The sequence below is a fragment of the Novosphingobium sp. FG137 genome, from assembly GCF_057809735.1.
This window is the reverse complement of the sequence record NZ_JBMDKN010000001.1, coordinates 834,976-860,551: the sequence shown is the minus strand read 5'-3', so window position 1 is coordinate 860,551 and position 25,576 is coordinate 834,976. Positions and strand designations below refer to the sequence as shown.

General features: G+C 67.1%; 21 protein-coding genes. 7 read left to right on the top strand and 14 right to left on the bottom strand.

Annotated features, from left to right (window positions below):
- Positions 1 to 37: 37 nt before the first annotated feature.
- From ACODS2_RS03935 to ACODS2_RS03925, 3 genes are read left to right on the top strand one after another with little or no spacing between them, the layout of a single operon-like run.
- A complete protein-coding gene (locus tag ACODS2_RS03935; RefSeq protein ID WP_488997649.1) occupies positions 38 to 1,429 on the top strand; it encodes a glutamine synthetase family protein in 1,392 nt (463 codons plus the stop codon).
- Complete coding sequence (locus ACODS2_RS03930; RefSeq protein WP_488997648.1) at positions 1,404 to 2,687, top strand: aspartate aminotransferase family protein; 1,284 nt, start codon at positions 1,404 to 1,406, stop codon at positions 2,685 to 2,687. Before ACODS2_RS03935 ends, ACODS2_RS03930 begins: the two co-directional genes overlap by 26 nt.
- Positions 2,680 to 3,648, top strand: a complete 969-nt coding sequence (locus ACODS2_RS03925; protein ID WP_488997647.1) for a phosphotransferase enzyme family protein — start codon at positions 2,680 to 2,682, stop codon at positions 3,646 to 3,648. The genes ACODS2_RS03930 and ACODS2_RS03925 overlap by 8 nt, the downstream gene beginning before the upstream one ends.
- 282 nt (positions 3,649 to 3,930) lie before the next feature.
- Here ACODS2_RS03925 and ACODS2_RS03920 read toward each other — a convergent pair whose 3' ends face one another.
- The 3 genes from ACODS2_RS03920 to ACODS2_RS03910 form a co-directional block, all read right to left on the bottom strand.
- On the bottom strand, positions 3,931 to 5,283 hold the full coding sequence (locus ACODS2_RS03920) for an NAD(P)/FAD-dependent oxidoreductase (protein ID WP_488997646.1): 1,353 nt from the start codon (positions 5,281 to 5,283) through the stop codon (positions 3,931 to 3,933).
- 165 nt (positions 5,284 to 5,448) lie between these two features.
- A complete protein-coding gene (locus ACODS2_RS03915; RefSeq protein ID WP_488997911.1) occupies positions 5,449 to 7,377 on the bottom strand; it encodes an AAA family ATPase in 1,929 nt (642 codons plus the stop codon).
- Positions 7,378 to 7,673: 296 nt separating this feature from the next.
- The gene (locus ACODS2_RS03910) at positions 7,674 to 8,159 is read right to left on the bottom strand and encodes an Lrp/AsnC family transcriptional regulator (protein WP_488997645.1); all 486 of its coding nucleotides are present in this window, start codon (positions 8,157 to 8,159) and stop codon (positions 7,674 to 7,676) included.
- 83 nt (positions 8,160 to 8,242) lie between these two features.
- Here ACODS2_RS03910 and putA point away from each other — a divergent pair, with 83 nt between their 5' ends.
- Both putA and ACODS2_RS03900 read left to right on the top strand, forming a co-directional pair.
- On the top strand, positions 8,243 to 11,860 hold the full coding sequence (putA, locus tag ACODS2_RS03905; protein ID WP_488997644.1) for a bifunctional proline dehydrogenase/L-glutamate gamma-semialdehyde dehydrogenase PutA: 3,618 nt from the start codon (positions 8,243 to 8,245) through the stop codon (positions 11,858 to 11,860).
- Between the two features lie 80 nt (positions 11,861 to 11,940).
- Positions 11,941 to 13,059: a bifunctional transcriptional activator/DNA repair enzyme AdaA gene (locus ACODS2_RS03900; RefSeq protein ID WP_488997643.1), complete on the top strand. Its 1,119-nt coding sequence runs from the start codon at positions 11,941 to 11,943 to the stop codon at positions 13,057 to 13,059.
- Here ACODS2_RS03900 and ACODS2_RS03895 read toward each other — a convergent pair.
- The 3 genes from ACODS2_RS03895 to ACODS2_RS03885 all read right to left on the bottom strand — a co-directional run bounded on the left by ACODS2_RS03895 (position 13,056) and on the right by ACODS2_RS03885 (position 16,925).
- Positions 13,056 to 13,544 carry a low molecular weight protein-tyrosine-phosphatase gene (locus ACODS2_RS03895; RefSeq protein ID WP_298164198.1) on the bottom strand — a complete coding sequence of 163 codons (489 nt, stop codon included), beginning with the start codon at positions 13,542 to 13,544 and terminating at the stop codon, positions 13,056 to 13,058. The two genes, ACODS2_RS03900 and ACODS2_RS03895, sit on opposite strands and share 4 nt — an antisense overlap.
- Before the next feature lie 3 nt (positions 13,545 to 13,547).
- Positions 13,548 to 14,576 (bottom strand): ACP S-malonyltransferase, encoded by a 1,029-nt coding sequence (locus ACODS2_RS03890; protein WP_488997642.1) that lies wholly within the window; start codon positions 14,574 to 14,576, stop codon positions 13,548 to 13,550.
- 150 nt (positions 14,577 to 14,726) lie between these two features.
- Positions 14,727 to 16,925 (bottom strand): dehydrogenase E1 component subunit alpha/beta, encoded by a 2,199-nt coding sequence (locus tag ACODS2_RS03885; RefSeq protein ID WP_488997641.1) that lies wholly within the window; start codon positions 16,923 to 16,925, stop codon positions 14,727 to 14,729.
- Between the two features lie 148 nt (positions 16,926 to 17,073).
- On the opposite strand from ACODS2_RS03885, the gene ACODS2_RS03880 reads away from it, so the two are divergent.
- A complete protein-coding gene (locus ACODS2_RS03880) occupies positions 17,074 to 18,216 on the top strand; it encodes a GGDEF domain-containing protein (protein ID WP_488997640.1) in 1,143 nt (380 codons plus the stop codon).
- 27 nt (positions 18,217 to 18,243) lie between these two features.
- On the opposite strand, the gene ACODS2_RS03875 is transcribed toward ACODS2_RS03880, so the two are convergent.
- From ACODS2_RS03875 to wrbA, 6 genes are all read right to left on the bottom strand, one after another.
- Positions 18,244 to 18,978 carry a hypothetical protein gene (locus tag ACODS2_RS03875; RefSeq protein WP_488997639.1) on the bottom strand — a complete coding sequence of 245 codons (735 nt, stop codon included), beginning with the start codon at positions 18,976 to 18,978 and terminating at the stop codon, positions 18,244 to 18,246.
- Between the two features lie 24 nt (positions 18,979 to 19,002).
- Positions 19,003 to 20,064: a glycerophosphodiester phosphodiesterase family protein gene (locus tag ACODS2_RS03870; protein WP_488997638.1), complete on the bottom strand. Its 1,062-nt coding sequence runs from the start codon at positions 20,062 to 20,064 to the stop codon at positions 19,003 to 19,005.
- A gap of 41 nt (positions 20,065 to 20,105) precedes the next feature.
- On the bottom strand, positions 20,106 to 21,005 hold the full coding sequence (locus ACODS2_RS03865) for a carbon-nitrogen hydrolase family protein (RefSeq protein WP_488997637.1): 900 nt from the start codon (positions 21,003 to 21,005) through the stop codon (positions 20,106 to 20,108).
- Positions 21,005 to 21,592 (bottom strand): GNAT family N-acetyltransferase, encoded by a 588-nt coding sequence (locus tag ACODS2_RS03860; protein WP_488997636.1) that lies wholly within the window; start codon positions 21,590 to 21,592, stop codon positions 21,005 to 21,007. Before ACODS2_RS03860 ends, ACODS2_RS03865 begins: the two co-directional genes overlap by 1 nt.
- The gene (locus tag ACODS2_RS03855) at positions 21,589 to 21,999 is read right to left on the bottom strand and encodes a ketosteroid isomerase-related protein (protein ID WP_488997635.1); all 411 of its coding nucleotides are present in this window, start codon (positions 21,997 to 21,999) and stop codon (positions 21,589 to 21,591) included. The genes ACODS2_RS03860 and ACODS2_RS03855 overlap by 4 nt, the downstream gene beginning before the upstream one ends.
- A gap of 180 nt (positions 22,000 to 22,179) precedes the next feature.
- The gene (wrbA, locus tag ACODS2_RS03850; protein WP_488997634.1) at positions 22,180 to 22,779 is read right to left on the bottom strand and encodes an NAD(P)H:quinone oxidoreductase; all 600 of its coding nucleotides are present in this window, start codon (positions 22,777 to 22,779) and stop codon (positions 22,180 to 22,182) included.
- A gap of 300 nt (positions 22,780 to 23,079) precedes the next feature.
- Between wrbA and purC the strand changes: the two genes are divergently transcribed.
- Positions 23,080 to 23,865 carry a phosphoribosylaminoimidazolesuccinocarboxamide synthase gene (gene purC / locus ACODS2_RS03845; RefSeq protein ID WP_298164217.1) on the top strand — a complete coding sequence of 262 codons (786 nt, stop codon included), beginning with the start codon at positions 23,080 to 23,082 and terminating at the stop codon, positions 23,863 to 23,865.
- A 169-nt stretch (positions 23,866 to 24,034) separates the two neighbouring features.
- Here purC and ACODS2_RS03840 read toward each other — a convergent pair whose 3' ends face one another.
- Positions 24,035 to 24,625, bottom strand: coding sequence for a group I truncated hemoglobin (locus ACODS2_RS03840; RefSeq protein WP_488997633.1), 591 nt, complete (start codon positions 24,623 to 24,625; stop codon positions 24,035 to 24,037).
- An 11-nt stretch (positions 24,626 to 24,636) separates the two neighbouring features.
- On the bottom strand, positions 24,637 to 25,524 hold the full coding sequence (locus ACODS2_RS03835) for a DUF3034 family protein (RefSeq protein WP_488997632.1): 888 nt from the start codon (positions 25,522 to 25,524) through the stop codon (positions 24,637 to 24,639).
- Positions 25,525 to 25,576 lie beyond the last annotated feature (52 nt).

The window sequence follows — 25,576 nt, the reverse complement described above, 5'->3', positions numbered from 1 at the left end:
CACCCGGTACGAAAGCTCCCGAGGACCGTTCCGACCCATGACCGCCCCGCAATCCATGATCGCCGACCCGGCTGAAGCACGCGATTTCCTCGCCGCCAATCCGGAAATCGCCTTCATCGAAGTGATCTTCACCGCGCTCTCCGGCGTCCCGCGCGGCAAGCGCGTCCGGCGCAGCGAACTCATGACGATCTACGAAAGCGGCCGCCTCTATCCCAGCTCGATGCTGGTGGCAGACGTGACCGGGCAGGACTGCGAAGACACCGGCCTCGTCTGGGGCAACGGCGATCCGGACTATATGTTGCGCCCCGTTCCCGGCACGCTCGTCAAGGCGCCGTGGCTGGGCGATGATGTCGCGCAAGTGATCACATCGATGTACTACGCAGACGGCACCCCCTGCGAACTCGATCCGCGCCACGTCCTCGCCCGCGTTGTGGACCGGTTCAAGCCGCTCGGCCTCACCCCCGTCGTCGCCTGCGAGATCGAATACTACCTCGTCGATCCCGTCCGCGGCCCGCGCGGCGAGGTCCACCTCGCCCGCTCGCCGCACACCAGCGCGCAGCCCCACCTGATCGACGTCTTCAGCCTCACCGACATTCAGGACTTCGCCCCCTTCTTCAAGGAACTCTGGCGGCTGGCAGACGTGCAGGGCATCCCGCTCGAAGCGGTCATTTCCGAATACGCCCAAGGCCAGGTCGAACTCACCCTCCACCACCGCCCCGATGCCCTGCGCGCCGGAGACGAAGCGCAGATGTACAAGCGCCTCGCCAAGGGCGTCGCGCAGACGCAGGGCATGGCCGCCACCTTCATGGCCAAGCCCTTCAGCCATTCCGCCGGCAGTTCGATGCACCTCCACTTCAGCATGGCGGGTGCAGACGGCAAGAACGTGTTCGCCAGCGAGGACCCCGAAGGCACCGAGCAGATGCGCCACGCCATCGGCGGCCTGCGCGAAACGCAGTCGCAGGCGTTCGGCATCTTCGCGCCCAATGCCAATTCCTACCGCCGCTTCCGCGCCAACAGCTACGCCCCCACCGCGCCGATCTGGGGCGTCAACAACCGCTCGGTCTCCCTGCGCGTCCCCGCCGGTCCGCCCGCGTCGCGCCATGTCGAGCACCGCTTCGCCGGGGCGGACGCCAACCCCTACCTCGCGCTCGCCGCGATGCTTGCGGGCGTCCATCACGGCATGGTCAACCAGATCGATCCCGGCCCGGCGGTCGTCGGCGATGGCTACAAGGCGGCGGCAGACAGCCCCTATCAGGTCCCCGGCAACTGGTACGCCGCCGTCGATGCGCTCCACGCTTCACCCATCATGCGCGACTATCTCGGCGATACCTTCGTCGAGATGTACTGCGCGGTGAAGCGCACCGAACAGGACCGCTTCTTCAGCGAGGTCACCGCGCTCGACTATGACTGGTATCTCCGCAACGCCTGACTCTGGGCCTGATCCGCTGCTGGCAAGGCGCGACCGCGCCTTTGGGCGCGGCGCCAAGCTGTTCTACGACGAACCGCTCCACCTCGTGCGCGGCGAAGGCGCGAGCCTCTTCGGCGCTGACGGCCGCCGCTATGTCGACATGTACAACAACGTCGCGTCCGTCGGCCACGCGCACCCGCGCATTGTCGAGGCAATGGCGCGCCAGCAGGCCACGCTCAACACCCACAGCCGCTACCTCAGCGAACCGGCGATTGCGCTCGCCGAACGCCTCACCGCGCTCCAGCGCGTCACGGAAAGTGCGGTATTCAGCTGCTCCGGCACCGAAGCCATCGAGATCGCCCTGCGCATGGCCCGCATGGCCACGGCTGCGCAGGGGATCGTCTGCACGAACCACACCTACCACGGCAACAATACCGTGGTCGGCGCGCTGACGAACCTCTCCGCAGACGACACCCGCCACCCCGATATCCGCTCGATCCCCTTCCCTGAGACGCTCCGCCCCCTCCCGCCCGGCGAAGGACTGGCCGAGGCCTATGTGGAGCGACTGAAAGCCGCGATCGACGACCTCAAGGCCAGCGGCCAGGGCCTCGCCGCCCTCATCCTCTGCCCCATCCTCGCCAACGAGGGCCTGCCCGATATCCCGCTCGGCTTCATGGCAACAGCCGAAGCACTGGTCCGCGCAGAAGGCGGCCTCATCATCGCCGATGAAGTGCAGGCCGGCTACGGCCGCAGCGGCACATGGTGGGGCTACGACCACGTCGGCCTCACGCCCGATGTGGTCGTCACCGGCAAGCCCATGGGCGCTGGCCTCCCCCTCGCCGCCACGTGCGCCCGCCGCGATGTGGTGGAGCAATTCCGCGCCGAAACCCGCTATTTCAACACCTTCGCCGCCAGCCCCCTGCAAGGCGCGGTCGGCCTCGCGGTGCTTGATGTGATCGAGGACGAAGGCCTCGTCGAACACGCCCGCACCCTCGGCGCCGAACTCAAAGCGGAGCTGCAGCAGCGCCTCGGCCACACGCCCGGCCTCCTCGATGTGCGCGGCAAGGGCCTCTTCCTCGCCGCCGAATTCGTCGACGGCACAGGCGAACCCGATGCCGCCCACGCCTTCGCCCTCGTCTGTGCGCTCCGCCGCGAAGGCTTCCTCACCTCGGTCGACGGCGCCTTCAACAACTGCGTCAAGATCCGCCCCCCGCTCGTCCTCCCCCGCGAAGACGCCATGGCCTTCCTCGAAGCCTTCGACCGCGTCACGCATGCCTGAGATCGAGGCTTACCTCCCCGCCGCCTGCGAAGCGCTCGTCCAGTTCGGCCTCCCCGAAACCGAACCCCACCCCGTCGGCAAAAGCGAAAACGTCGTCTTCCGCGCGACTGACCCCGCGGGCACGACATGGGCCCTGCGCCTCCACCGCCCCGGCTACCTCGCGCTCGCAGAACTCGAATCCGAACGCCAGCTCACCGCCCACCTCGCAGCCCGCGGCCTGCTCGTCCCCACGGGCCGCCGCACCACCAATGGCGGATGGTATGCCGAAGTCGCCACGCCCGATCCCGAAGGCACCCGCCTCGCCGGCCTGACCCTCTGGCATCCCGGCCAGACGCTCGGCAGCCTGCTCGGCGACAATCGCGGCCCTGAAAGCTGGGACTGGTTCGAACGCACCGGCACGCTTCTCGCCGATCTACACAATGCCACCGCCAGCTGGCGCCCGCCCCCCGCCTTTACCCGCCATTGCCTCGATGCGCCGGGCCTTGTCGGCGAAAACCCCTTCTGGGGCCGCTTCTGGGATCTGGCCTGCCTCAACGCCGAAGAACGCCAGTTCCTCACCGAAGCACGCAGACACGTCGCCGCCCGCCTCGCAGACCTTGCCGATCCCTTGATCCTCATCCACGCCGACGCCCACCCCGCCAATGTCCTCATCAGCGGAGACCAATTGGGCCTCATTGATTTCGACGACTGCGCCTGGGGCTGGCCCGCCTTCGACATGGCCGTCTGTATCTGGAACGCCAGCAGCGATCCGCAGTTCCCCGAAGTCCGCGACCGCTTCCTCGCCGGCTACGCGCAGCGCCGCGCGCTGCCGGAGGACGTCCTCGCGCAGGTCAACCTGTTCCTGCTGGTGCGCTCGCTCATGCTGATCGGCTGGTGCGCCGACCGCCCGGACATCGCCCGCGATGACTGGAAGGCCGATCTGATCGCGAGGGCCAATGCCGCTCTTGAGCGACACCGCTAGAACCAGAAAGCATCAGGTGTAATCGTCGGCCCGGACTTGATCCGGGCCTTGGCTTTTCTTTTCAAGCGCCGCGCCTGAAGAAAAGCCCAACCCCGTGGCAAGCACAGGGTGACGGAAAGGTGTTCTCCCACCCCCTCGTCATTCCCGCGAAGGCGGGAATCCAGAGCCACATGCATAGGCCCGCAGGCCCGGCAAAGACCCGCCCAACAAACCAGCAAAGCATTGAAAGGAATCAGGAACCGGAATCACACCTCAAGCTAACTTGAGATTCAGGATTCATCCCTAGATTCCAAGGCGATCCCTCAGCCCATAGTACCACGCGCCCACCACGCAGTAGGGCACGCGAAACAGCTTTCCGCCCACGAACGGGATGTACGGCAGCGAGGCGAACACGTCGAATTTGGTCATCTGACCGTCGATGGCCTCGGCCAGACGGCGCCCCAGCATCTGCGTCGTGGTCACGCCGTGCCCGCTGTCGCCTTGCGAGAAGTACACACTGTCGGAAACGCGCCCCATCTGCGGATAGCGCGTCATCGTCAGCGCGAAATTGCCGCTCCATTGGAACTCGACCTTGGTGCCCTTGAGCTGCGGGAAGGTCTGGAACATCTGCGGCAGGATCTTGCCCTCGATCGAGGCCGGATCGAACCCGCCATAGATCGTGCCGCCGCCATAAAGCAGCCGGCCATCCGCCGTGCGCCGGTAATAGTCCGGGATATAGCGGATATCCTCGATGCAGTAGTTGGTCGGGAAGAGCGTCTCGAGCAGCTCGTCCCCCAGCACTTCGGTCGCAATCACCTGGCTCGAAACCGGCAGCACGCGCCCCGAAAGATCGGGCGCGGCATCGCCAAGATAGGCATTGCCGCAGACCAGCACCTTGTTCGCGCGCACCTTGCCCTTGGCCGTATGCACCACCGGCTCCGCGCCCCGGTCGACATGGGTCACGCGCGAATTCTCGAAAATCCGCCCGCCCAGCCCCTCGAACGCCGCCGCCTCGCCCAGCACATAGTTCAGCGAATGCATGTGCCCGCCGATGGGATCGAACATCCCGCCGATATAGCGATCCGAATTGATATGCTCGCGCGCTGCCGCGCCTTCGGCGAGAAACATCTGGGTATGGCCGTGGCGGTGCCATTCCTCGGTTCGCTCCGCCAGCACCTTAAGCTGCGGCTTGCTCATCGCCATGATCGCATTGCCCGCGCGCAAGTCGCATTCGATGCCATACTTCGCCACGCGCTCGCGGATGATGCCCTGGCCTTCCAGCGCCATCGCACCGAACGCCTTCTCCGCCTCCGCACCGTAGTGCTGCCGCACTTCCTGCATCCGCCGGCTATAGCCATTGACCAGCTGCCCGCCGTTGCGCCCCGAAGCGCCCCAGCCCACGCGCTCGCCCTCGACCACGATCACCTTGTACCCGCGCTCGGCCAGCTCCAGCGCCGCGCCCATGCCGGTGAAGCCTGCGCCCACCACGCAGATATCTGCGCGCTCCTCGCCCAGCAGTTCCGGCCGCCGCGGCGTGGGGTTGGCGCTCGCGGCATAGTACGTCGGCATGCCGGCATAGGGCGAGGCAGGCGAAAAGGTCTCGATCTCGCGATCGGAGTTCGGCGCAGAGGAGGGGGCAGTCGTGGTGGCGTTCATGGCAAAGTGCTCGCAAAAGTACCTTTTCCGCCTAGATTTCCGCCCCCGCAATGTCAACAATAATGTGATCACATTTTTGCACATTCCGACGCAGTTAAGCTGCCAAATGCTCCATACACCACCGATTTGTGATCATCTTCAGCTCCCGGAAGGAAGGACCGGGTCCTAGAACCCGACCCTCCCCCCGGTCTGCGGCTTGGCCGCCACCTCGTCCTTCAGCCGCGCAAGGATCTCTCCCACATCGGCATTGCCCGCAAAGCGCAGCTGCCGCTTGACCACGGCCATGTCGCCCGGTGTCAGCCCCCGCACATCGGCCAGCCCCGGCGGCGGCGCCATACCGAAGAAGCGCGTGAACGCCCGCCCCGCCCGCGCCGGTGAAAGCGCGCGCAGTTCCAGCTTGAACACAAAGCGCCGCATCGTCGCCGGATCGAGCTTGCCGACATGGTTGGTCGCCGCCACCACCGGCAACGGATGCCGGTCCAGCCAGGTAAGCAGTTCGTTGACCTGGCTCACTTCCCAGCTCGCCTGCGCCGTGGTGCGGTCAAACAGCAGCGAGTCCACCTCGTCGAACAGCAGCACCCCGCCACGCGCCCGCGCCTCGGCAAAGGCCTCGGCAATCAGGCGCTCGGTATCGCCCACCCACTTCGAAAGCAGATCGGACGTGCGCTTCACCAGCAGCGGCCGGTCCAGCCGCTGGGCGAGGGAATGGGCAAGCGCAGTCTTGCCCGTGCCCGGCACCCCCGTCAGCAGCAGCGAAACGTCGGCATGCGCACTCGTCGCCACCGCATCGAACAGCGGCTGCAGCGGGCGATCGGTCTCGAACAAGTCGAAGTCGATCGTCCCGTCGTGGCCCGGCGGCAAGTCGCTCGTCCCGCGCAGCGCCTTGACCAGTGACTGCGCCGCGCGCAGCCCGCCGTCCGCCTCACCCGCAAGCCGCCCGCCGCGCGCCGCCACGCGCAGGACCGAGGCCGCCTCGGGCGCAGCATCGACCAGCCCCGCCCAGCCCGCACCCGGTTCCACGCGCTCCTCGGCCGCCACATGCTCCAGCATGCGCAGCGCCGTCGCGCGCGAGGGATGGCCCAGCTTCAGCACGAAGCTCATCCGCCTGAGGATCGCCGGATCGATGTTGCGAATCGCGTTGGTCGTCCAGATCACCGGCACCGGGTTGGTCTCGAGCAGCCGGTTGACGAAGACCTTGCTGCCCTGCCGCCCGCGCATGAAGTCACCCTGCACCGGCGTCGCATCGCCGATCAGGTCCTCCATCTCATCGAACAGCAGCGCCGCATCGCCGCGCCCTGCCAGCAGCCGCTGCCCCATCTGGAACGCGGCGAGCCGATCCGCCCGGTCGGGCTCGCGCCCGTCGTCGTCGGCCTCGCCCGCGCTGTGCAGCGTCAGGCCCGCCGCTTCGACCAAAGCGCGTGCGAACTCGGTCTTGCCCGTGCCCGGCGGCCCGTGGATCAGCACGTTGATGCCGGCCGCGCGCTCGGCCTTGGTGCCTTCGAGAAGCCGCCGCAGGAAATCGGCCTCCGCCACGTGGGCAAAGGCATCCAGCGGCAATGCCCCGGTCTGGCGGGGGCCGACCAGCTGCGCGATGATGCCGTCTTCGCTCTCCGGCATGCGGTCGAGCAGGTTGTCGAGTGCCCAGCGCGTCTCCAGCTCGATCTGGCCGCGCCAGTCCGCGCGGAACACGGCCAGCCCCATGCGGAACAGCGGGTTCAGCCGCACGCGCCGCTCGGCATCCTGCGGATCAGCCCCCGCAATCTCGCCGATCATCGCAGGCAGGCTGTCGCCTTGTCCGCGCAGAATATCGCCGAGGTCGCGCACCATGCGCACCCGGTCCAGCGCGAAGACCACCGTCACGATCCCCGCATCGATGGGATCGAGCCGCAACAGCGCCGCAACCTCGCCCGCCAGCCGCACCGCCCCGCAAGGCACGCGCGGCGGCAACGCCTTGCCCGCCGCCGCGCGCTTCAGCGCAGTCCAGGTCAGCTTCTTCGCCACCGCCGGACGCAAGCCCAGCAGTACATCGGCATTGCTTCGGCCGAATTCCAGCAGCGTCTTGCCCGGCGGAGAAGCCGCCGTCACACCCTGCATGGCCCGCAGGAGCATCCTCCGGGCAATCGTAATCTCGTCCATAAAGTCTCGCTTCGCGCCCCGGACGCAAGCGCGCGCACGGGGACGTTCCCAGTGTTTCAGATCGAAGTGGGATTGCCGCGCACGAAGGCCCTCAGGCCCTCTCGCGGCGCGCGAAAGCGCGTCAGGCGAAGGGCTGGAAGAACCGGGGCGCGGCGCCCACTCGGTTTAGAAATTCCAGCAATGCACGTCTCCTTCGGTCGCACGATTCGCCGACCGGTGCGCGCCGATAGGCACATCCGGTTGCAAACGCAACTTCAATCATGCGGATCGCGCACTGTCTCCATCGCGACGAAGGTGGAGGTGTTCGCCACATGCGGCAGGCTCGATATCTTCTCGCCCAGCACCTCGCGGTAGCGGCGGATATCGGCGGTGCGCACCTTGAGCAGGTAATCGAAGCTCGACGCGATCATGTGGCATTCCTCGATCTCGGGAATGCGCAACACCGCCAGCCGGAAAGCCTCCAGCGCCGCCTCGCGCGTGTCGGAAAGCTTCACTTCGGTGAAGGCGACATGGTCCATCCCCAGCTTGCGCGGATCGAGGATCGCGCGAAAGCCGCGGATATAGCCCTCCGCCACCAGCCGCTTGAGCCGTGCCTGAGTCGGCGATTTGGAAAGGCCGATGCGCTGCGCCAACTCCGTGATCGGCAGCCGCCCGTCCACCGCCAGAATATCCAGAATGGCGCGATCAAACCGGTCCAACGACCCGCCATTTGCACCATCTGTATCCGTATCGCCTGCCATACCGTCAAACTTAAGGCGATCTGGATGCGTTCACAATGCAAATCAGGCAAAAGGCCTTCGAAGAATCGCGTATTCTGCGCCCTATGAACGCGCTCCCCCTTTTCGCTCCCCGCCTCTCCCCCGAAACTCCGCTGCGCCGCGCCATCACGCTCGCCACGCGCGTGCCCGAGTCTGACGCGGTGCGCCCGCTGCTGGCCGCCGCCACGCTCCCCGCAGCCACGCGCACCGCGATCGCCGCCACCGCGCGCGGCCTGATCGAGGCCCTGCGCGCCAAGGCCCGCCCCGGCGGGGTACAAGCGCTGGTGCAGGAATTCGCGCTCTCCAGCCACGAAGGCGTCGCGCTGATGTGCCTCGCCGAAGCACTGCTGCGCATCCCCGACGATGCCACCCGCGATGCGCTGATCCGCGACAAGCTCGCCACCGGCAACTGGGCCGCGCACCTCGGCGGTGACAAGCCGCTCTTCGTCAACGCCGCCACCTGGGGCCTCGTCATCACCGGCAAGCTCGCAGCAAGCGTCGATGCCACCGGCCTCGGCCACGCGCTTACCCGCATGGTCCACCGCCTTGGCGAACCCGTCATCCGGCGCGGCGTCGATGTCGCCATGCGCATGATGGGCGAACAGTTCGTGATGGGCGAAACGATCGAGGACGCGCTCACCCGCGCCCGCCGCCGCGAAGCGCAGGGCTTCGCCTTCAGCTACGACATGCTGGGCGAAGCCGCCGCCACAGCCGAGGACGCCGCGCGCTACTTCGAGTCCTACACGCAGGCGATCCACGCGATCGGAACCGCCAGCGCCGGGCGCGGAATCGTCTCCGGCCCCGGCATCTCGATCAAGCTCTCCGCGCTCCACCCCCGCTATGTCCGCGCGCAGGCGCCCCGCGTCATGGCCGAACTCGCCCCCCGCGTCCTTGCCCTCGCCGAGCTCGCCAAAAACTACGACATCGGCTTCAATATCGACGCCGAGGAGACCGACCGTCTCGAACTCTCGCTCGACATTCTCGAAGGGCTTGCCCACGAAGACAGCCTCGCGGGCTGGAACGGCCTCGGCTTCGTCATCCAGGCCTATCAGAAGCGCTGCCCCATGGTGATCGACTGGATCGTCGATCTCGCCCGTCGCTCCAGCCGCCGGATCATGGTCCGCCTTGTCAAAGGTGCGTACTGGGACGCCGAGATCAAGCGCGCGCAGGAAGCCGGGCTCGCCGATTTCCCCGTCTACACCCGCAAGGTCCACACCGATCTCGCTTATGTCGCCTGCGCGCAAAAGCTCCTCGCCGCGCGCGATGCCGTATTCCCCCAATTTGCCACGCACAACGCGCAAACGCTCGCCAGCGTGCTCCACCTCGCCGGACCGGACTTCACACTCGGCGACTACGAGTTCCAGTGCCTCCACGGCATGGGCGAACCGCTCTACGAGGAAGTGGTCGGCCCCGAAAAGCTTGCCCGCCCGTGCCGCGTCTACGCCCCCGTCGGCACGCACGAGACGCTGCTCGCCTATCTCGTCCGCCGCCTCCTCGAAAACGGCGCGAACTCCTCCTTCGTCAACCGCATCGCCGATCCTGACGTGCCCGTCGAAGCCCTGATCGAAGACCCCGCCGCCGTGGTCGCCGCCGAACCCCAGCCCGGCGCGCCGCATGGTGCCATCGCCCTCCCGCAGGCCCTTTTCGCCGACCGCCAGAACGCCAAGGGCCTCGATCTCGCCGACGAACCCACCCTTGCCGCGCTTGCCGAAGCCCTGATCGCCAGTGCCGCGCAGGACCACCGCGCCGGCGATCCCGCCCGCCCCGCGCAAGTCGTGCTGAACCCAGCCGACCACCGCGACGTCGTCGGCCATGTCCACCCAGCAAGCCCAGAAGACGCCGCCCGCGCCGCTGCCCAAGCCGCCGCATCAAGCTGGAGCGCAACCCCCGCCGCAGCCCGCGCCGCCGCGCTCGAACGCGCCGCCGATGCGATGGAAGCCGCGCGCATCCCCCTCATCGCGCTCCTTATTCGCGAGGCTGGCAAGAGCGCCGCCAATGCCCTCGCCGAAGTGCGCGAAGCGGTCGATTTCCTGCGCTACTACGCCGCCGAAGCGCGCCGCCTCCCAGCCGAGGCGCACTCGCTCGGCCCCGTAGTCTGCATCAGCCCGTGGAACTTCCCGCTGGCGATCTTCACCGGCCAGATCGCCGCCGCGCTCGCCACCGGCAATCCGGTGCTGGCCAAGCCCGCACCCGAAGCCCCGCTCGTCGCCGCGCAGGCCGTCCGCATGCTGCACGCCGCCGGCATTCCCGCAGATGCGCTCCATTTCCTCCCCGGCGGCGGAGAGATCGGCGCCGCCCTTGTCGCGGCGCCCGAAACCCAAGGCGTCGTCTTCACCGGCTCCACCGCCACCGCGCGCGCGATCCAGCAATCCCTCGCCGGTCGCCTGACAGCCCACGGCGCCCCCATCCCCTTCATCGCCGAAACCGGCGGGCTCAACGCGATGGTCGTCGATAGCTCCGCCCTCGCCGAACAAGTCGTGGCCGACGTCCTCGCTTCCGCCTTCGATAGCGCGGGCCAGCGCTGCTCCGCGCTGCGCCTGCTCTGCCTGCAGGAGGATATCGCAGACCGCACCCTCACCATGCTGAAAGCCGCGATGGCCGAACTCGCGGTCGGCAACCCCGCAGCCCTCGCCACCGATGTCGGCCCGGTAATCTCCGAGCGCGCCCGCACCGGCATCGCCGCGCATGTCACCGCCATGTGCGCCGCCGGTTTTCCGGTCACCGAAATGCCCCTCGCCCCCGAAACGGCTGAGGGCACTTTCATCGCCCCCACGCTGATCGAACTGGCGGGTCCGCGCGATCTCAAAGCCGAAGTCTTCGGCCCCGTCCTCCATGTCGTCCGCTTCCGCGCCGAGGACATGGATAGTCTCATCGAGTCCATCAACGCCTCAGGCTACGGCCTCACCTTCGGTCTCCACACCCGCATCGACCAGACCGTCGAGCGCGTGACCAGCCGCATCCACGCGGGCAACCTCTACGTAAACCGCAACATGATCGGCGCGGTCGTCGGCGTGCAGCCCTTCGGCGGGCGCGGCCTCTCGGGCACCGGCCCCAAGGCGGGCGGCCCGCTCTATCTCACCCGCTTCGCCCCCGGCGCCTTGCCCAGCCTGCCCGCAGGCGAACGCCCCGCCGAGCCGGACACCACCCTTGCCGCCTTCGCCCTGTGGGCCTCCGCGCAGGGCCTCGCCGCCGCCGCCAGCGCGGCATGGGACGCCGCCAAGGCCTCGCTTCTCGGCTGCACGGCAGAACTTCCCGGCCCGGTCGGCGAACGCAACGCGTACCGCCTCGCCCCGCGCGGCCGGATCGCCTGCAGCGCCGCCAGTGTCGAGGCGCTGTGGCAGCAGGTCGCCGCCGTGCTGGCAACGGGCAACACCGCCGTGATCACCGTTCCCAGCCCGATCGCAACACGCCCCGCCGGTTTCCCGGCCGCGCTCGCCGCCCGTGTGCTGTGGGACGGAGCAGACCTCGGCCAGATCCCGGATCTCTCCGCCATGCTGATCGAAGGCTCGCCCGCGCGCATCGCCGAAGCCAGCCGCCAGCTCGCGCAGCGCGAAGGCCCCATCGTCCCCTTGCACATATCTGCTCCCGGGGGCACCCCGCTCCACCTCCTGCTCGAGGAAGTCACCCTCTCGGTCAACACCACCGCCGCCGGCGGCAACGCCAGCCTGATGGCCCTCGCCTAGCGGGATTGCACCGCAAGCTCCGGAGCGCGTCGTCACGCCCTCCGCGCTATCCCGCTGCTCACCCCGGCAGGAGCCCCCAGATGTCCTTGGCAATTCCCTCCCCCGCACGCTACGGCCAGCCCGTGGCAAGCCCCGAAGCCCTTGACGAAGCCCGCTGGCACCATGTCACCGCGCGCGCAAAGGCGGCGGACGGCACGTTCGTCTATGCCGTCAAGACCACCGGCGTCTATTGCCGCCCCTCCTGCCCTTCGCGCCTCGCCAAGCGCGAGAACGTCCGCTTCTTCGCCGCCCCGGCCGAGGCTGAAGCCGCCGGTTTCCGCGCCTGCCGCCGCTGCCATCCCGCCGCCGCGCAGGAACCTGCCGCCGCGCTGATGCAGGCCATGGCCCGCTACATTGCCGATCATGCGGAGGATGCGCTCCCCCTCGCCCACCTCGCCGATCAGGCCGGGATGAGCCCCAGCCACTTCCAGCGCGCGTTCAAGGCCGCGCTCGGCGTCTCCCCGCGCGAGTATCAGGCCGCGCAGCGCCTCGCCCGCTTCAAGCTGGCCTTGCGCGAAGGCGAAGGGGTGCTCGAAGCCGGCCTCGATGCGGGCTTCGGTTCGACCAGCCGCATCTATGACATGGCCGATGGCAGCCTCGGCATGACCCCGAGCGCCTACCGCGCAGGCGGCGCGGGCGAGCATATCGTCCATGCCACCCGCGAAACCATGCTCGGCCCGTTGATGATGGCCGCCACCCGGCGCGGCGTCTGCTTCGTCCAGTTCGGCGAAAGCGCAGAAGCACTGCTTGCCCAGCTCGCCGCCGAATTTCCCAAAGCTGCGCTCCTCCCCGCCGCGCTGGCGGCGGCAGCCCCGCTGGATGACTGGATGGCCGCGCTCGCCGCCCATTTCGAACAGGCTGCCCCCCGCCCCGATCTCCCGCTCGATCTGCGCGGCACCGCCTTCCAGATCCGCGTCTGGCGCTTCCTCCTCTCGGTGAAGCCGGGCGATGTGGTGAGCTATTCCGAAGTCGCCGCCGGCGCCGAAAAGCCGCGTGCCGTCCGCGCCGCCGCCAGCGCCTGCGCGGCGAACCGCATCGCGCTCCTCATCCCCTGCCACCGCGCCTTGCGGGCAGACGGCAGCCTCGGTGGTTACCGCTGGGGGCTCGAACGCAAACGCGCCCTGCTCGATGCGGAGCGGCGCGAGCGGACCAGAACCTAACCGCCCAGCCGCGTCACGATATACCGCGCCGCCTCGCGCACATCGGTCCAGGTCTGCGCGAAATCCTCGGCGCTCCCGCCGAAGGGATCGATCACCGCCGTCCCCTCGCGCCCTGGCACCATGTCCATCAGCAGGCTCAGCCGCGCCGTCGATCGGCCGAGCAGCCCGCCCGGCTCGATCCGCCGCAAATCGCGCAGGTTCTGCTGATCCAACGCAAAGATATAGCCGAAGCGCTGGAAATCCTCGCGGCGCACCTGCCGCGCGCGGTAGCCTGTAATGTCGATCCCGTGGCGCGCCGCTTCGGTGATCGCGCCATGGTCGGGCGGCTCACCCGCATGCCATCCGCCGGTCCCGGCAGAATCGATGGTGATCGCCAGCCCCGCTGCAACCGCCTCGGCGCGCAGCGCGGCCTCGGCCAGCGGGGAGCGGCAGATATTACCCAGGCATACGAACAGAACCGACGGCTGGCTCACAAGCTGCCCCATAGCTCAGATGGTGATGAGCCGCCGCTGGGCTTCCCGGCCCATTGCGACGAGAAACGGATCCTCTTCCTGCCTAAGGGAAAACACGTATTTGCTATCAATGTCCAGCCATCGCTGCGCAATCATGGTTTGCCCAATGGCGCCACCCAGCGTTTCGCCCGGTCCCAGCAGCACCACGCGGTCGGGCGCGAACTCCCTCAGCGCCACCGTCATCGCCGCAGTAAAATCGTAAGGCGCGAGGATCTGGTGCCCGAAGGTATAGTCCCACAGCGCTTGCGGCTCGGTCTCGAAGCGCCGCCACACCTTCCCGCGCCCATCGATCAGTGGCACTTGCGGCGTACCAAACCACGCCGCCGGCAGCGAAGCGCGCGCCGCATCGGCGCTCGCCTGCATCAGGGGGGTGTGAAACGGCCCATGCCCCGGCAGCCGCAGCGGCGGGCGCGGCAGCGGCGGCAATTGCGCAGTCAGCGCATCGAGCGCCGCTTCCGGCCCCGCCACCACCAGCATTCCGCCCAGCCGGATCGAAGGCAGCACGCCCACACGCGCGCAGGTCGCCTCGACCGCGCGCTCGGTTGCCGGGTCGACCCGCCAGTCCTCCCCCGCCATCACGATCACCGCCTGCCCGCCGCTCTCGTGCTTCTGCGAATTCAGCCCCATTGCATCGGCAATGGCAAACCCATGCTCGCCCGATACCGCACCCGCGCAGGCCAGCGCGGTATACCAGCCCATCGAATTGCCAGTGACGGCGACAACCTCGAACCGCTCGCGGTCGAGCGCAAGGAAGTCCAGATAAGCACAGGCATGGATCAGCGGCGCCGCCACATCGCCGCGCGGGTGGAGTTTGGGATCAAACTTCGCCGCCCCATCCAGCGCCGTCAGCGCAGGCTTGCCCGCCGCGTCCCGCACCGCATCGAAATGCGCCAGCCACGGTGATCCCGCATGATGCCGCGTCAGATATCCCAGCTCGGGCGCATTATACGTCCCCCGCCCCGGGCACACGACGATGACGGTTTCCTTCCGACCCTCAACAGCCACGCGCAAGGTCTCCACTCAAAACCGCGTCACCCTGAACTTGTTTCAGGGTCCATCCCTCAGCCAGCGCAGAGCCTGCGGGTTCAGCGCAAGGCAGCACCATGGATGCTGAAACAAGTTCAGCATGACGAGTGAAAGTGGCGATGTCCCTTGTCACTGCCTGACCATCTCCAGCGCCTTGGCCACAATCCCGTCGCGGCTCGGCAGCGTATGCGTCGCCGCACGCGCAAGCGGGATGAAGCTGTCCGTCGCCGCCAGCACGCCAAGCCCCTTGTCCGGCGCCCTCAAGGCCATCAGCGCCAGCAACGCCTCGCTCTGCGAACCCGTCTCGCGGCACTCGTCGACCACCAGCACCCGCCCGCACGGCGCGACAGCCTCCAGCAGCGCGTCCTCGGCCAGTGGCGCAATCCAGCGCAGATCGATCACCCGCACCGAAACGCCCGCTTCCGCCAGCAGCTTCTGCGCCTGCAAGGAAAGATAGACCCCGTTGCCATAAGTCACGATGGCAAGGTCCGTCCCCTCACCATGCACCCCGATCTCGCCCACGCGGATCTCGCTCACCCCGGGCGCTTCGTAAACCGAAGTCCACAGCCCATCGCCCTCGGCATGCAGATCGCGCGTCATGTAAAGCGCAATCGGCTCGACGAAGATCACCACCCGCTGCTCTTCATGCGCCAGCCGCACGCATTCGCGCAGCATCAGCACGGCCTCGCGGCCGCTCGAAGGCACCGCGATCACCAGCCCCGGAATATCGCGGAACACCGCCAAGCTGTTGTCATTGTGGAAGTGCCCGCCAAAGCCCTTCTGATAGGGTAGCCCGGCAATCCGCACGACCATCGGATTGGTATATTGCCCATTGGAAAAGAACGACAAAGTCGCCGCCTCGCCCCGGATCTGGTCCTCGGCGTTGTGCACGTACGCCAGGAACTGGATCTCCGGCATCGGCAGCAGCCCGTTGTGCGCCGCGCCGATGGCCAGCCCCAGAATGGCCTGCTCATCCAGCAGCGTATTGATCACCCGCGCCGAGCCAAACCGCGCGTGCAGCCGCGCCGTCGCATTATAAACACCGCCCTTCGGCCCCACATCCTCGCCGCAGACAATCGCGTTCGGGTATTGCAGCAGAATATCCGCCATTCCCCACGAAATCAGCCGCGCCATATGCTGCGGCTTTTCCATCGCCGCCGCTTCATCCGCAAACACCGCTTCCCGCGCCTCGGCGCTCGCCAAAGGTCGCTCAACCCCTTCGCGCCCCGGCGGCACAATGCTGGCCATCACCGCCGCTGCATCGGGCAGCTTGGGCCGCTTTATCGCCAGCTCCACCTGCCGCAGCAACTGCGCCTCGATCGCGTCATAGGCGCTGCGCACATCGGCGGCGCTCATCACGCCTTCCTCGATCAGCAAGGCCGCGCTGGCCAGCAGCGGATCGCGCGCATTGTCCGCCGCGATATCCGCCTTCGACATATAGACCTGCTGCACATCGTTCCCGGCATGGCCATAGAGCCGCACCGTCTTCATGTGCAGGAACACGGGCTTGCGATACCGCCGCGCATAATCGACCGCCTCGCTCGCCCCGCGCCACGCGTCCGCCAGATCGCAGCCATCGCAGGCGATGTAGTGCAGCCCCGCCCGACCCGACCAATTCGCCTCGACCCACCCCTTGGGCGTGCGCGTCGAAATGCCGATGCCGTTGTCCTCACACAGGAAAACAATCGGCATCGGCGTCCCCTGAAACGCCGCCCAGGCCGCCGTGTTCAGCGCGCCCACCGCGGTCGAATGGTTGGCCGAAGCATCGCCGAACGAGCACAGCACCACGCCGTCCTTCGCCAGCGTCGTCTCCTCAAAGCCCATCCGCCGCGCAATCCCGATGGAAAACGCCGCCCCCACCGCCTTGGGCAGGTGGCTCGCAATCGTGCTCGTCTGCGGCGGAATCGCCAGCCGCTTCGAACCCAGCACCTTGTGCCGCCCGCCGGAAATCGGATCATCCGCGCTCGCGGTGAAGGAAAGCAGCATGTCCCACATCGGGTTTTCGCCCGGCACGCGGTTCGCGCGGTGGATCTGGAACGCGGCGTCGCGGTAATGCAGGAATGCTACGTCATCCACGCGCAGCGCCTCGGCCAGCGCGGCATTCCCCTCGTGCCCCGAAGAGCCGATGGTATAGAACCCCTCGCCCCGCGCCTGCAGCTTGCGGCTCAGCCGGTCGAGCTGCCGGCTCACCATCTGGCTGTGCAGCAAGGCGGCGGCGCGCTGCGGGGAAAGCCCCACCGCGGCCAGCCCCAGATTGCTCCTGCGCTGCAAGTGCCCCGCCTCCAGCGCGGCGACAAACTGCTCATGAACCTGCTGTGCGGCGTCCATCAGCGCGGACCGGTTTCATTCGTGATCATCCCGCAAGCCCTAGCCAAAGCCGCGCATGCAGTCACCCCGTTGCAGGCAGGCACAGGCCCATTCGGCCCAAAAACATCGTTAACACGGTCTTTACGCCCGCTCCGGTAAACCCCTTTGCATGATCGGTGCTCTCACCCGCCTGCGCGCGCGGCTCATGCCGCCGATACCGGATGCGATCCGGGATGATTTCACCATCTTGCGCGCCCAGCGTGTCGAAACGCAGACGCCGCTGATGTACCTCATGCTGCTCGCCACCACGCCCACTGCGGCCTGGGTCGGCGCGGCGCATGTCCACTGGGGCGTGCGCTTCGGCATGCCCGCGCTGCTCGCGCTGCTCTGCGTGTTGGGCCTGCTCGAAAACGCACAGAGCCGCCGGCGCCGCATGAGCCTGCGCCGCGCGCGCATCCTCGTCGCCAAGACCAACCACGTCTCCGGCTGGGTCGGCTCGATGTGCAGCGCGTGGTGCGTGGTGAACTGGCTCGCCTCCCCGCCCGAAAACCACGCCAACTTCGCGATGATCCTCACCATGGGTTCGCTCGCCACGGCCTATTGCCTCTCCTCGATCCGCGCCGCCGCGATCCTCAATCTCGCGGTCGGGGTGCTGCCGATCACCGTGCTGATGCTCTCGTCCGGCCGGGAGGGAGAAATGGCCGCCGCCACCAGCCTGATTCTCGCCACCGCGATCCTCATCCGCTTCATCCTCCAGGGCCACGCGATGCTGGTCGATCTGCTGCAACTCCAGGCGCAAACCCGCGATCTGGCCCATACCGATCCGCTCACCGGCCTCGCCAACCGCCGCGCGCTCGATGATCAGATTGCCCAGTTCCTGCGCCCTTCCACCCGCGCGCGCCCGTTCAAGCTCGCACTGCTCGATCTCGATGGCTTCAAGTTGGTGAACGATCGCTACGGCCACGCCTTTGGCGACAAGCTGCTCTGCTCGGTCGCCGCGCGCCTCAGCGAATCGATCGGCGCGCGCGGCCTCGTCGTGCGCCAGGGCGGCGATGAGTTCGCCATCCTCATCCCCCCGCACTCCCCGCTGATCACCGCGCCACTCGCCGATCAACTGCTCATCGCGCTCGTGCGCCCGCACATGATCGATGGCCACCCCATCACCGTGGGCGCAAGCGTCGGCGTCGCGCTCTGGCCCGCCGATGGCGCAGACACCGACGCGCTGTTCGATTTCGCCGACAAGGCCCTCTATCAAGCCAAGGCCGAGGCGCGCGAGGCGGCCACGCCCGCCAACGACGCTGCCGCCGCCTAGGTCGGATTTACCCGCGCCCCCTTTGCTTCAAACCCCGAAGGATGGCCGCTTGGCATCGATCTGCCGTTGAATATCCGCCGCCATCAGCCGCTCGATCCGGCCCGGCTGACCAGCCAGCAGCTTCGCCTTTTCAGCGCGCAGCATGGCCCGACGCTTCGCCTTCGGTAGCTGCGATGCTTCAATGTAGAGCCGCACCAGCCGGACCCACGGCCCATCGACCGATGGAACGTCCTCCGCCCAGCGTGAGAAGATCGTAGCGGCAGGTTGCCATTTCCCATCCTCGAAATGGAGAAAGAACACAACCAACTGCCCGATCACAAAATTGTACCGGATGCAGCCGCCCATGAAGGCGTTGACATGCGGCTGCTGGAACTCGTCGTAAGCGCTCGGCTGGCTGTCGACGGGCGAGGCAAGGCCTTCCGTCATGGCCATCATGTCATCCAGCCGGAACGGGGCACGCGGCCCTTCGCCCTTGAGGGTCGCGACCGGCTCGACGACGATGCTCGTGCTATCGAACCACTGGTGCTCCGGTGATTTCTTGCTGTCCCATTGCACCACCCGGCCGATCACGATGGTCGGCGCCTGCTGGACCAGATCAAGGTTCGTCGCAAGCCGCGCTCCTCGCGCCGGGCTACAAGCATTCACCTGCACTGCAAGCCCAAGGCTGGCCCACAGCAAAAGGAGCAATATAGCAAACCTGCGCAGCATGCCTTGGCTTCCCTCGCCACCCGCCATTGACCACAGGATGGCAAAGCCGAACATCGGTGCAAGGGAAATCGAGTCCGCTCAGCTTCCCTTCAACGCCGCGCGCCCCAGCGCCGGGTCGTCTGTAAAGAACCCGTCTACCCCCGCCGCCACGAACTGCCGCACATCGGCAACCATGCCCTGCGGCCACCGCGCACCCGCATCGCCGTGGCGCAGGTTCGCAGGAAGGAACTGGTTCTCCGGCCGAAAGGTGAACACGCCCACCTTCAGCCCCGCCTTGTGCGCATCGGCGATCAGCGCGCTCGGCGGCCCCGCATTGCCCGCAGCGTCCAGCGGGATCACCCGCCGCAGCGGCGGGCCGATCCACTGCGCATAGGTCGCGATCTCGGCGAGGCCCTTGGGCGTCACCATCTCGTCGAACGTCAGCATGCCGCCTTCCGCGACCACATCGGCGGGCTGCTTCACATCGCTCGACTGGATCAGCTGCAACAGCGCGACATTGCGCATCCTCGCCAGCTCCCGGTGCAGCCGCTTCAGCGTCGCGATCTCGAAGCACTGCACGATCACCGGCGCGCGCCGCAGATAGTCCGAAGCCTTGATCGCCGCGACGAGCTTGCCCGGCGTATCAAACCCCAGCCCCGCAAAATACGTCGGATGCTTGATCTCCGGAATCAGCCCGACGCGCCCCCCACTCCGCGTCGCCAGCGCCACGATCTCGTCGAAGGTCGCTACCTCGAACTGGCCATCGTGCGCCATGCTCTCCGGCCGCAGCGCCCCCAGCCGCTCCTTCGCGCGCAAGGTTTTCAGCTCCGCCAGCGTGAAATCCTCGGTAAACCAGCCGTCCTGCCGCCGCCCGTCGATCACCTTCACCGCCTTGCGCGCGGCAAATTCCGGGTGCGCTGCCACATCGGTCGTCTCGGTGATGTTGCTCTCGTGCCGCGCCACCAGCACGCCGTCCTTGGTCGGCACCAGATCGGGCTCGATGAAATCCGCCCCATCCGCAATCGCCTTCTCATAGGAAGCCAGCGTCTCCTCCGGCAGCCATGCCGAAGCCCCGCGATGCGCGAAGATCAGCGGATTGGCGGCAAGCGGCGTTGCGGTCATCACCATTCCCAGAACCAGCAGCAGAAGGCGGATCATCATGGCGAAACTCCCGGCGGAATGCACCCGCTAAGCCGATCCCATTACAGCAGCGAGACCACCCGCACCGCGGGCAGCGGCCCCGCGCCCGGCTGATCGCGCCAGTCCCGCGCATTGAGCACGCCGCCATCGGCGCGGAGTTCCGCCACGCGCGCCAGATCAACCTCGCCGAAAACCCATTGGCTCTCGCCCTCGGCGCCCAGCGCGATCACCCCGTCCTCGGGCATCCCGCGATCCGGCGGCCCATAGACCCCCGCCGCGCCCCGGTTCACGTCCACTGCGGGAGACCAGTCGGCGATCCCCACCGTCGGCGCCTGCACCGCATAGCACTGGCCCTCCAGCGCGCGCGCCTGCGCGCCCAGCCGCACCCGCCAGTATCCATGCAGGCTATCCGTGCAGCTCGGCACCAAGAGCACCTCGGCCCCCGCATCCACCGCCGCGCGCGCCAGCAGCGGAAACTCGCTGTCATAGCAGATCAGCACCGCGATCTTGCCCAGCGTGGTCTCGAACAGCGCAAGTCCCTCCGCGCCTGCCGAAACAAACCACTGCTCGCGCTCGAAGCGCGTCATCACCAGCTTGTCCTGCGTGCCGGCCTTGCCATTCGGCGCAAACAGCCGCGCCGCATTGCGATAGCGCCCGTCCGCATCCAGCCGCGGCAGGCTCGCCGCCAGAATGTGCAGCCCGAACCGCGCGGCCAGTTCGGCATGGAGCGCATCGACCCGCTCTATCAAACCCGCAACGCTCGCCAGCGACCCCGCCAGATCGCCCATCGTCGCAGGCTCAAGGCTCGCTAGCTCCATCGCGCCATACTCAGGAAACACCGCCAGCGCCGCGCCGCCTTCCGCCGCTTCGGCCACCCAGCGCGTCAGCTTTGCCGCATAGGCATCCCAATCGGCCAGCTGCTCGATCGGATACTGCGCGGCGGCGATGGTGTAACGCGTCATCACCACGTCCTCAGCCAATACTGCATGCTCTTCAGGCTCTCGCCCGCCTCGCCATGCTCTTTCCACGCCAGCTCCGTCACCAGCCCCGGCACCACGGCATACCCCCGCTTCGTCCAGAACGCATCGTGCGGCACATAGTCCGCAGGCCGCGCCGGATGATCGTCCGGACGGATCACCGCCGCAAAGCACGCCGCCGTTGCCCCGCACGCCCGCGCCTGCGCCTCACGGTGATCGAAAAACGCATGACCGATCCCGAGCCCGCGATACTCCGGCAGCAGCACGCTCTCGCCAAAATAGAACAAGCGGTCCACATCCAGCCCGCGCGCCGCAAACGGTTCGCGGAACTCCGCCTTCTGGTGGATCATCGGCGCCGCCGTCGCCGCCCCCACAATGCGCGCCCCGTCAAACGCCGCAACCAGCACAGCATCCGCCGCCGCCGCATATTCGGCCAGATACTCGGCCTCGTAAGCCGCATCGCCATCATAGAGATAGGGGTAGGCCGCAAAGACGCGGATGCGCAATGCCGCCAGATCCCCCAGCGCCGCGCCGATTTCCGCGCCGGTCAGCGGGCGGACGGTAACACTCAACCAACCACCTGTGCGGTCCAGTCGGCCAGATTGTAATACATCGTCAGTCGCGTGATCTTCCCGCCGTCCACCGTAATGAACGCGCCCGCCGGCAGCACATAGGTCTGGCCGTTCGCCTCGGGCAGCCCCTCGTCCGTCGCGAGATAGGCGCCGTGCACCACGAACTCTGCCGCCGCGCGCGCACCGTCATCGGTCGCCATCAGCACGATATCGCGCAGCTCTTCCTTGTAGCAGCGCTCCATGTGGCCAAGAAACGCGGCAAACTTGTCCTTGCCGGTCACCCGCTCGCCCTGGTTCACGTCGTGCGCGACCGTCTCGCTCAGACAATCGAGCATCCCCTGCCAGTCGCCCGCGTTGAACGCGGCGTAATAGCGGGTCAGCAGGGAAATGGTATCAGCACGGCTCATGGGCGGGTCTCCTTCAGCGCCGCGTATCTAGCGAGGCCAGAGGTAATGCACCACATTACAAAAACGCAAAACGGCCCCGGTCCTCCCCATTTTTCCCGGAGGGACAAATGGGGAGGTGGGCCGCGAAGCGGGTCGGAGGGGTAATGCCTCCCCAAGCGAACCCGGGGAGGCGGAGGGGTCTTACCCGAACAGCTTCGCCGCCGTCGTCGCCACGCGCGCACCCAGATAGCGCGCGCCTTCCAGGTCGGTTTCGCTCGGGCTACGGCTGCCGTCGCCGCCGGCCACCGTGGTTGCCCCGTAAGGCGCACCGCCAACCACTTCGTCATTCCGCAGCTGGCCCTGGAACCCATAGTCGAGGCCCACGATCGTCATGCCGAAGTGCAGCAGGTTGGTGATCACCGAAAACAGCGTCGTCTCCTGCCCGCCATGCTGCGAAGCGGTCGAAACGAACGCAGCGCCAACCTTGCCGTTCAGCGCGCCGCGCGCCCACAGGCCGCCGGCCTGATCGAGGAACGCCGCCATCTGGCTGGAAATCCGGCCAAAGCGCGTGCCGGTGCCGACCACGATCGCGTCGTAGTTCTCCAGTTCCGCCACCGTCGCCACCGGCGCGGCCTGATCGAGCTTGAAGTGCGCGGCCTGCGCCACCTCCAGCGGCACCGTCTCGGGCACGCGCTTCACGTCCACGTCGGCGCCCGCCGCGCGCGCACCTTCGGCGATCGCGTTCGCCATCGTTTCCACATGGCCGTAAGCCGAATGATAGAGCACCAGAACCTTTGCCATCGGATGTATCCTTTGCTTCGCGGAAAGGGGCACCGAATCGCGCCCGCCGCATTGTGTGAAGCGTGTTTACCGCACACCATTGGTCCGGTTCAGCCGGATAAACTTGTCTTGATTGTTCGAAATTATCGAATGTGCCGCCGATTTTGTGTCCATTTGCGTGGACGCGCATTTTGTCCTAAGGGCATCGCGCTCGCCCCGGCCCAGCGCAGGTATCGCTCCGGCGATTTCCTTGCTCCGCCGGGGCTTTTGATTTGCCGCAAGTGGCCTATCTTTGGCCCAGCGCCTAGGAAAGAATCGCCCATGTCCCGTCGCCGCCAGATCTACGAAGGCAAGGCCAAGATCCTCTATGAAGGTCCGGAGCCTGGCACGATCATCCAGTATTTCAAGGATGATGCCACCGCCTTCAACGCGCAGAAGCGCGGCACGATCAACGGCAAGGGCGTGATCAACAACCGCATCAGCGAGTATGTGTTCACCCGCCTCGCGCATATCGGCATCCCCACCCACTTCATCCGCCGCCTCAACATGCGCGAACAGCTCGTGCGGCAGGTGGAAATCATCCCGATCGAAGTGGTCGTGCGCAATGTCGCGGCAGGCTCGATCAGCAAGCGCCTCGGCATCCCTGAGGGTGAGCCGCTGCCCCACACCCTGATCGAATACTACTACAAGGACGATGCGCTGGGCGATCCGCTGGTCGCCGAAGAACACATCGCCTGCTTCGGCTGGGCCAGCAACGAGGAGATGCAGGACATCTCCTCGATGGCGATCCGCGTGAACGATTTCATGGTCGGCATGTTCGCCGCGATCAACATCCGCCTTGTCGATTTCAAGCTCGAATTCGGCCGCATCTGGGATGGCGACTACAGCCGCGTGATCCTGGCGGACGAGATCAGCCCCGATGGCTGCCGCCTGTGGGACATGGTCACCGGCGAAAAGCTCGACAAGGACCGCTTCCGCCGCGATCTCGGCGGCGAAGAAGAAGCCTACCAGGAAGTCGCCCGCCGCCTCGGCCTGCTCGAAAACGACGGCGGCCCCAGCGAAGTCTTCGACCTCGGCGCCCACCGCAAACTGCGCGGCAAGAAGTAATCCTCAAAGGTCCTCCCCGTTTTTGCGAAGCACAAACGGGGAGGTGGCAGCGCGAAGCGCTGACTGAGGGGTAAACGGAAGCAACCCCCGCTCATCCTGAGCTTGTCGAAGGACGGGCAAGGGACATAGCCCCCTCCTCTTCAGAGGTGGGCGCAGGGGGTGGTGAAAATCACCGCTCCGTCACATCCCGGTCCATCGGCGCCAGCTTCGCCAGCAGCCGGTTCTGCGCGGCAAACGCAACGTGCGCCTCGCGCATCGCCCGCTGCAGGTTCTCGACCAGCGCGTTGAGATCGGCGCGCGTCGTGCCAAGCCCCTTGTGCGTGGCCTTCATGTCCCGGCCTGAATAGCTGCACCCCGCATTCAGGATAAAGCACACCTGCTCGAACAGCGTGCGCCGCAGCCGCACCATGTCGTGCTCCTCGAAGATCGCCTTGATCCGGGGATCCGCCTCGCTCAGCTCAAGCGTGCGGTCGGTGATCCGGCGGATGCCCGCCCGCCCGCCAAAGGCACGCGCCATGCCTTCGCCGGTAAACGGCTTCGCCCCGGCATTGGCATCGCTCTGCACATAGGGATCGACCGGAATCTCTCCCGTAACGGGATCGCGCTCCTTGCGCACGACGCCGAATTCCTTGTCCCAGTCGACCGGCGCTTCCGTACCGGTCGGAGCCGGCCCGGGTGACGGTTCAACCACTGGCGGCTCGACCACTGGCGGTTCGACCACTGGCGCAGCGGCCATCAGCAGCGGCAGCAGAAACATCATCCTCGGCCCTCTCAATACGCCAGCTGCAGCGAAAGCAGCCCGCCGCGCTGGTTCTTGAACGTCGCCACCGAACCCACGTCGACATAGGCCGCCGTTACCGTCACGTGCCGGGTCACTGCCCAGGCCGCGAACAGGTCCTTGGCATCATCCTCGCGCGCAATCTGCAAGTTGTCCGGCCGTGTGCGCCATTCACCGCCCACCACCAGCCGCGAGGTCAGCATCCACCCCAGCGAACCCTCGAACTGCACGCTGCGCCCGCCGTTCCTGTCCCCGCCAAAGCCGAGCAGGCCAAACTGGTTGGCCTTGGTCAGCCGCACCGTGGCATTGGCCAGCACGCTCGCGCCCAGAAACAGCTTGGTCGCGCTCACGGTGAAATCGGTGCCGGCCGAAGCTCTGGCCCCCACCGCGCGCACCACCGCGCCATCGAGATTGCGCTTGTGCTCGGCCCCCACGCTGATCTGCGGCAGCCAGCCGGGGCCATAGACAAGATCGCCCGCCAACCGGACCTTGGCCGAGAAGATGTCCTGATTGAACTGGAACCCGCGCCCCAGCCCCAGCGCCGCGCCCACATGGCGCGTGTTGAAGTTCTGCCGCGCATAAGCGAGCTCCACCCGGTCGCGGATGCCGATGGCGATGCCGTGGGTGTCGAGCCGGAAGTCGGGCAGCTCCACCCCCGTCACGTGCGCCGAAATGCCCACCGCGCGGTTCGTGCCCATGCCCGAAATCGTCGCCCAGGTGGCAATCCCGCCGCCGCCGCTGCCCTCGATCGTGGTGATGCCATTCGTCAGGATCAGCTTGCCGCCATCGATGGTGATCGCTTCGCGCGCCGCCGCAGGAGCGCCGGAAAGCATCACCCCCAGCCAGCAGGCGAGTGCAGGAAGAACGGGGTTTTTCGGCATACTCCGAAGTTAGCCCAACCCCCTTGATGAATGGTAAAGGCAGTTCACCGCA

What these genes read in the sequence shown, in the direction of transcription:
- ACODS2_RS03935 (WP_488997649.1), top strand. Translation starts at nt 38, where the DNA reads ATGACCGCCCCGCAATCCATGATCGCCGACCCGGCTGAAGCACGCGAT.
- ACODS2_RS03930 (WP_488997648.1), top strand. Translation starts at nt 1,404, where the DNA reads ATGACTGGTATCTCCGCAACGCCTGACTCTGGGCCTGATCCGCTGCTG.
- ACODS2_RS03925 (WP_488997647.1), top strand. Translation starts at nt 2,680, where the DNA reads ATGCCTGAGATCGAGGCTTACCTCCCCGCCGCCTGCGAAGCGCTCGTC.
- ACODS2_RS03920 (WP_488997646.1), bottom strand. Translation starts at nt 5,283, where the DNA reads ATGAACGCCACCACGACTGCCCCCTCCTCTGCGCCGAACTCCGATCGC.
- ACODS2_RS03915 (WP_488997911.1), bottom strand. Translation starts at nt 7,377, where the DNA reads ATGCAGGGTGTGACGGCGGCTTCTCCGCCGGGCAAGACGCTGCTGGAA.
- ACODS2_RS03910 (WP_488997645.1), bottom strand. Translation starts at nt 8,159, where the DNA reads ATGGCAGGCGATACGGATACAGATGGTGCAAATGGCGGGTCGTTGGAC.
- putA (WP_488997644.1), top strand. Translation starts at nt 8,243, where the DNA reads ATGAACGCGCTCCCCCTTTTCGCTCCCCGCCTCTCCCCCGAAACTCCG.
- ACODS2_RS03900 (WP_488997643.1), top strand. Translation starts at nt 11,941, where the DNA reads ATGTCCTTGGCAATTCCCTCCCCCGCACGCTACGGCCAGCCCGTGGCA.
- ACODS2_RS03895 (WP_298164198.1), bottom strand. Translation starts at nt 13,544, where the DNA reads ATGGGGCAGCTTGTGAGCCAGCCGTCGGTTCTGTTCGTATGCCTGGGT.
- ACODS2_RS03885 (WP_488997641.1), bottom strand. Translation starts at nt 16,925, where the DNA reads ATGGACGCCGCACAGCAGGTTCATGAGCAGTTTGTCGCCGCGCTGGAG.
- ACODS2_RS03880 (WP_488997640.1), top strand. Translation starts at nt 17,074, where the DNA reads ATGATCGGTGCTCTCACCCGCCTGCGCGCGCGGCTCATGCCGCCGATA.
- ACODS2_RS03875 (WP_488997639.1), bottom strand. Translation starts at nt 18,978, where the DNA reads ATGTTCGGCTTTGCCATCCTGTGGTCAATGGCGGGTGGCGAGGGAAGC.
- ACODS2_RS03870 (WP_488997638.1), bottom strand. Translation starts at nt 20,064, where the DNA reads ATGATGATCCGCCTTCTGCTGCTGGTTCTGGGAATGGTGATGACCGCA.
- ACODS2_RS03865 (WP_488997637.1), bottom strand. Translation starts at nt 21,005, where the DNA reads ATGACGCGTTACACCATCGCCGCCGCGCAGTATCCGATCGAGCAGCTG.
- ACODS2_RS03855 (WP_488997635.1), bottom strand. Translation starts at nt 21,999, where the DNA reads ATGAGCCGTGCTGATACCATTTCCCTGCTGACCCGCTATTACGCCGCG.
- wrbA (WP_488997634.1), bottom strand. Translation starts at nt 22,779, where the DNA reads ATGGCAAAGGTTCTGGTGCTCTATCATTCGGCTTACGGCCATGTGGAA.
- purC (WP_298164217.1), top strand. Translation starts at nt 23,080, where the DNA reads ATGTCCCGTCGCCGCCAGATCTACGAAGGCAAGGCCAAGATCCTCTAT.
- ACODS2_RS03840 (WP_488997633.1), bottom strand. Translation starts at nt 24,625, where the DNA reads ATGATGTTTCTGCTGCCGCTGCTGATGGCCGCTGCGCCAGTGGTCGAA.
- ACODS2_RS03835 (WP_488997632.1), bottom strand. Translation starts at nt 25,524, where the DNA reads ATGCCGAAAAACCCCGTTCTTCCTGCACTCGCCTGCTGGCTGGGGGTG.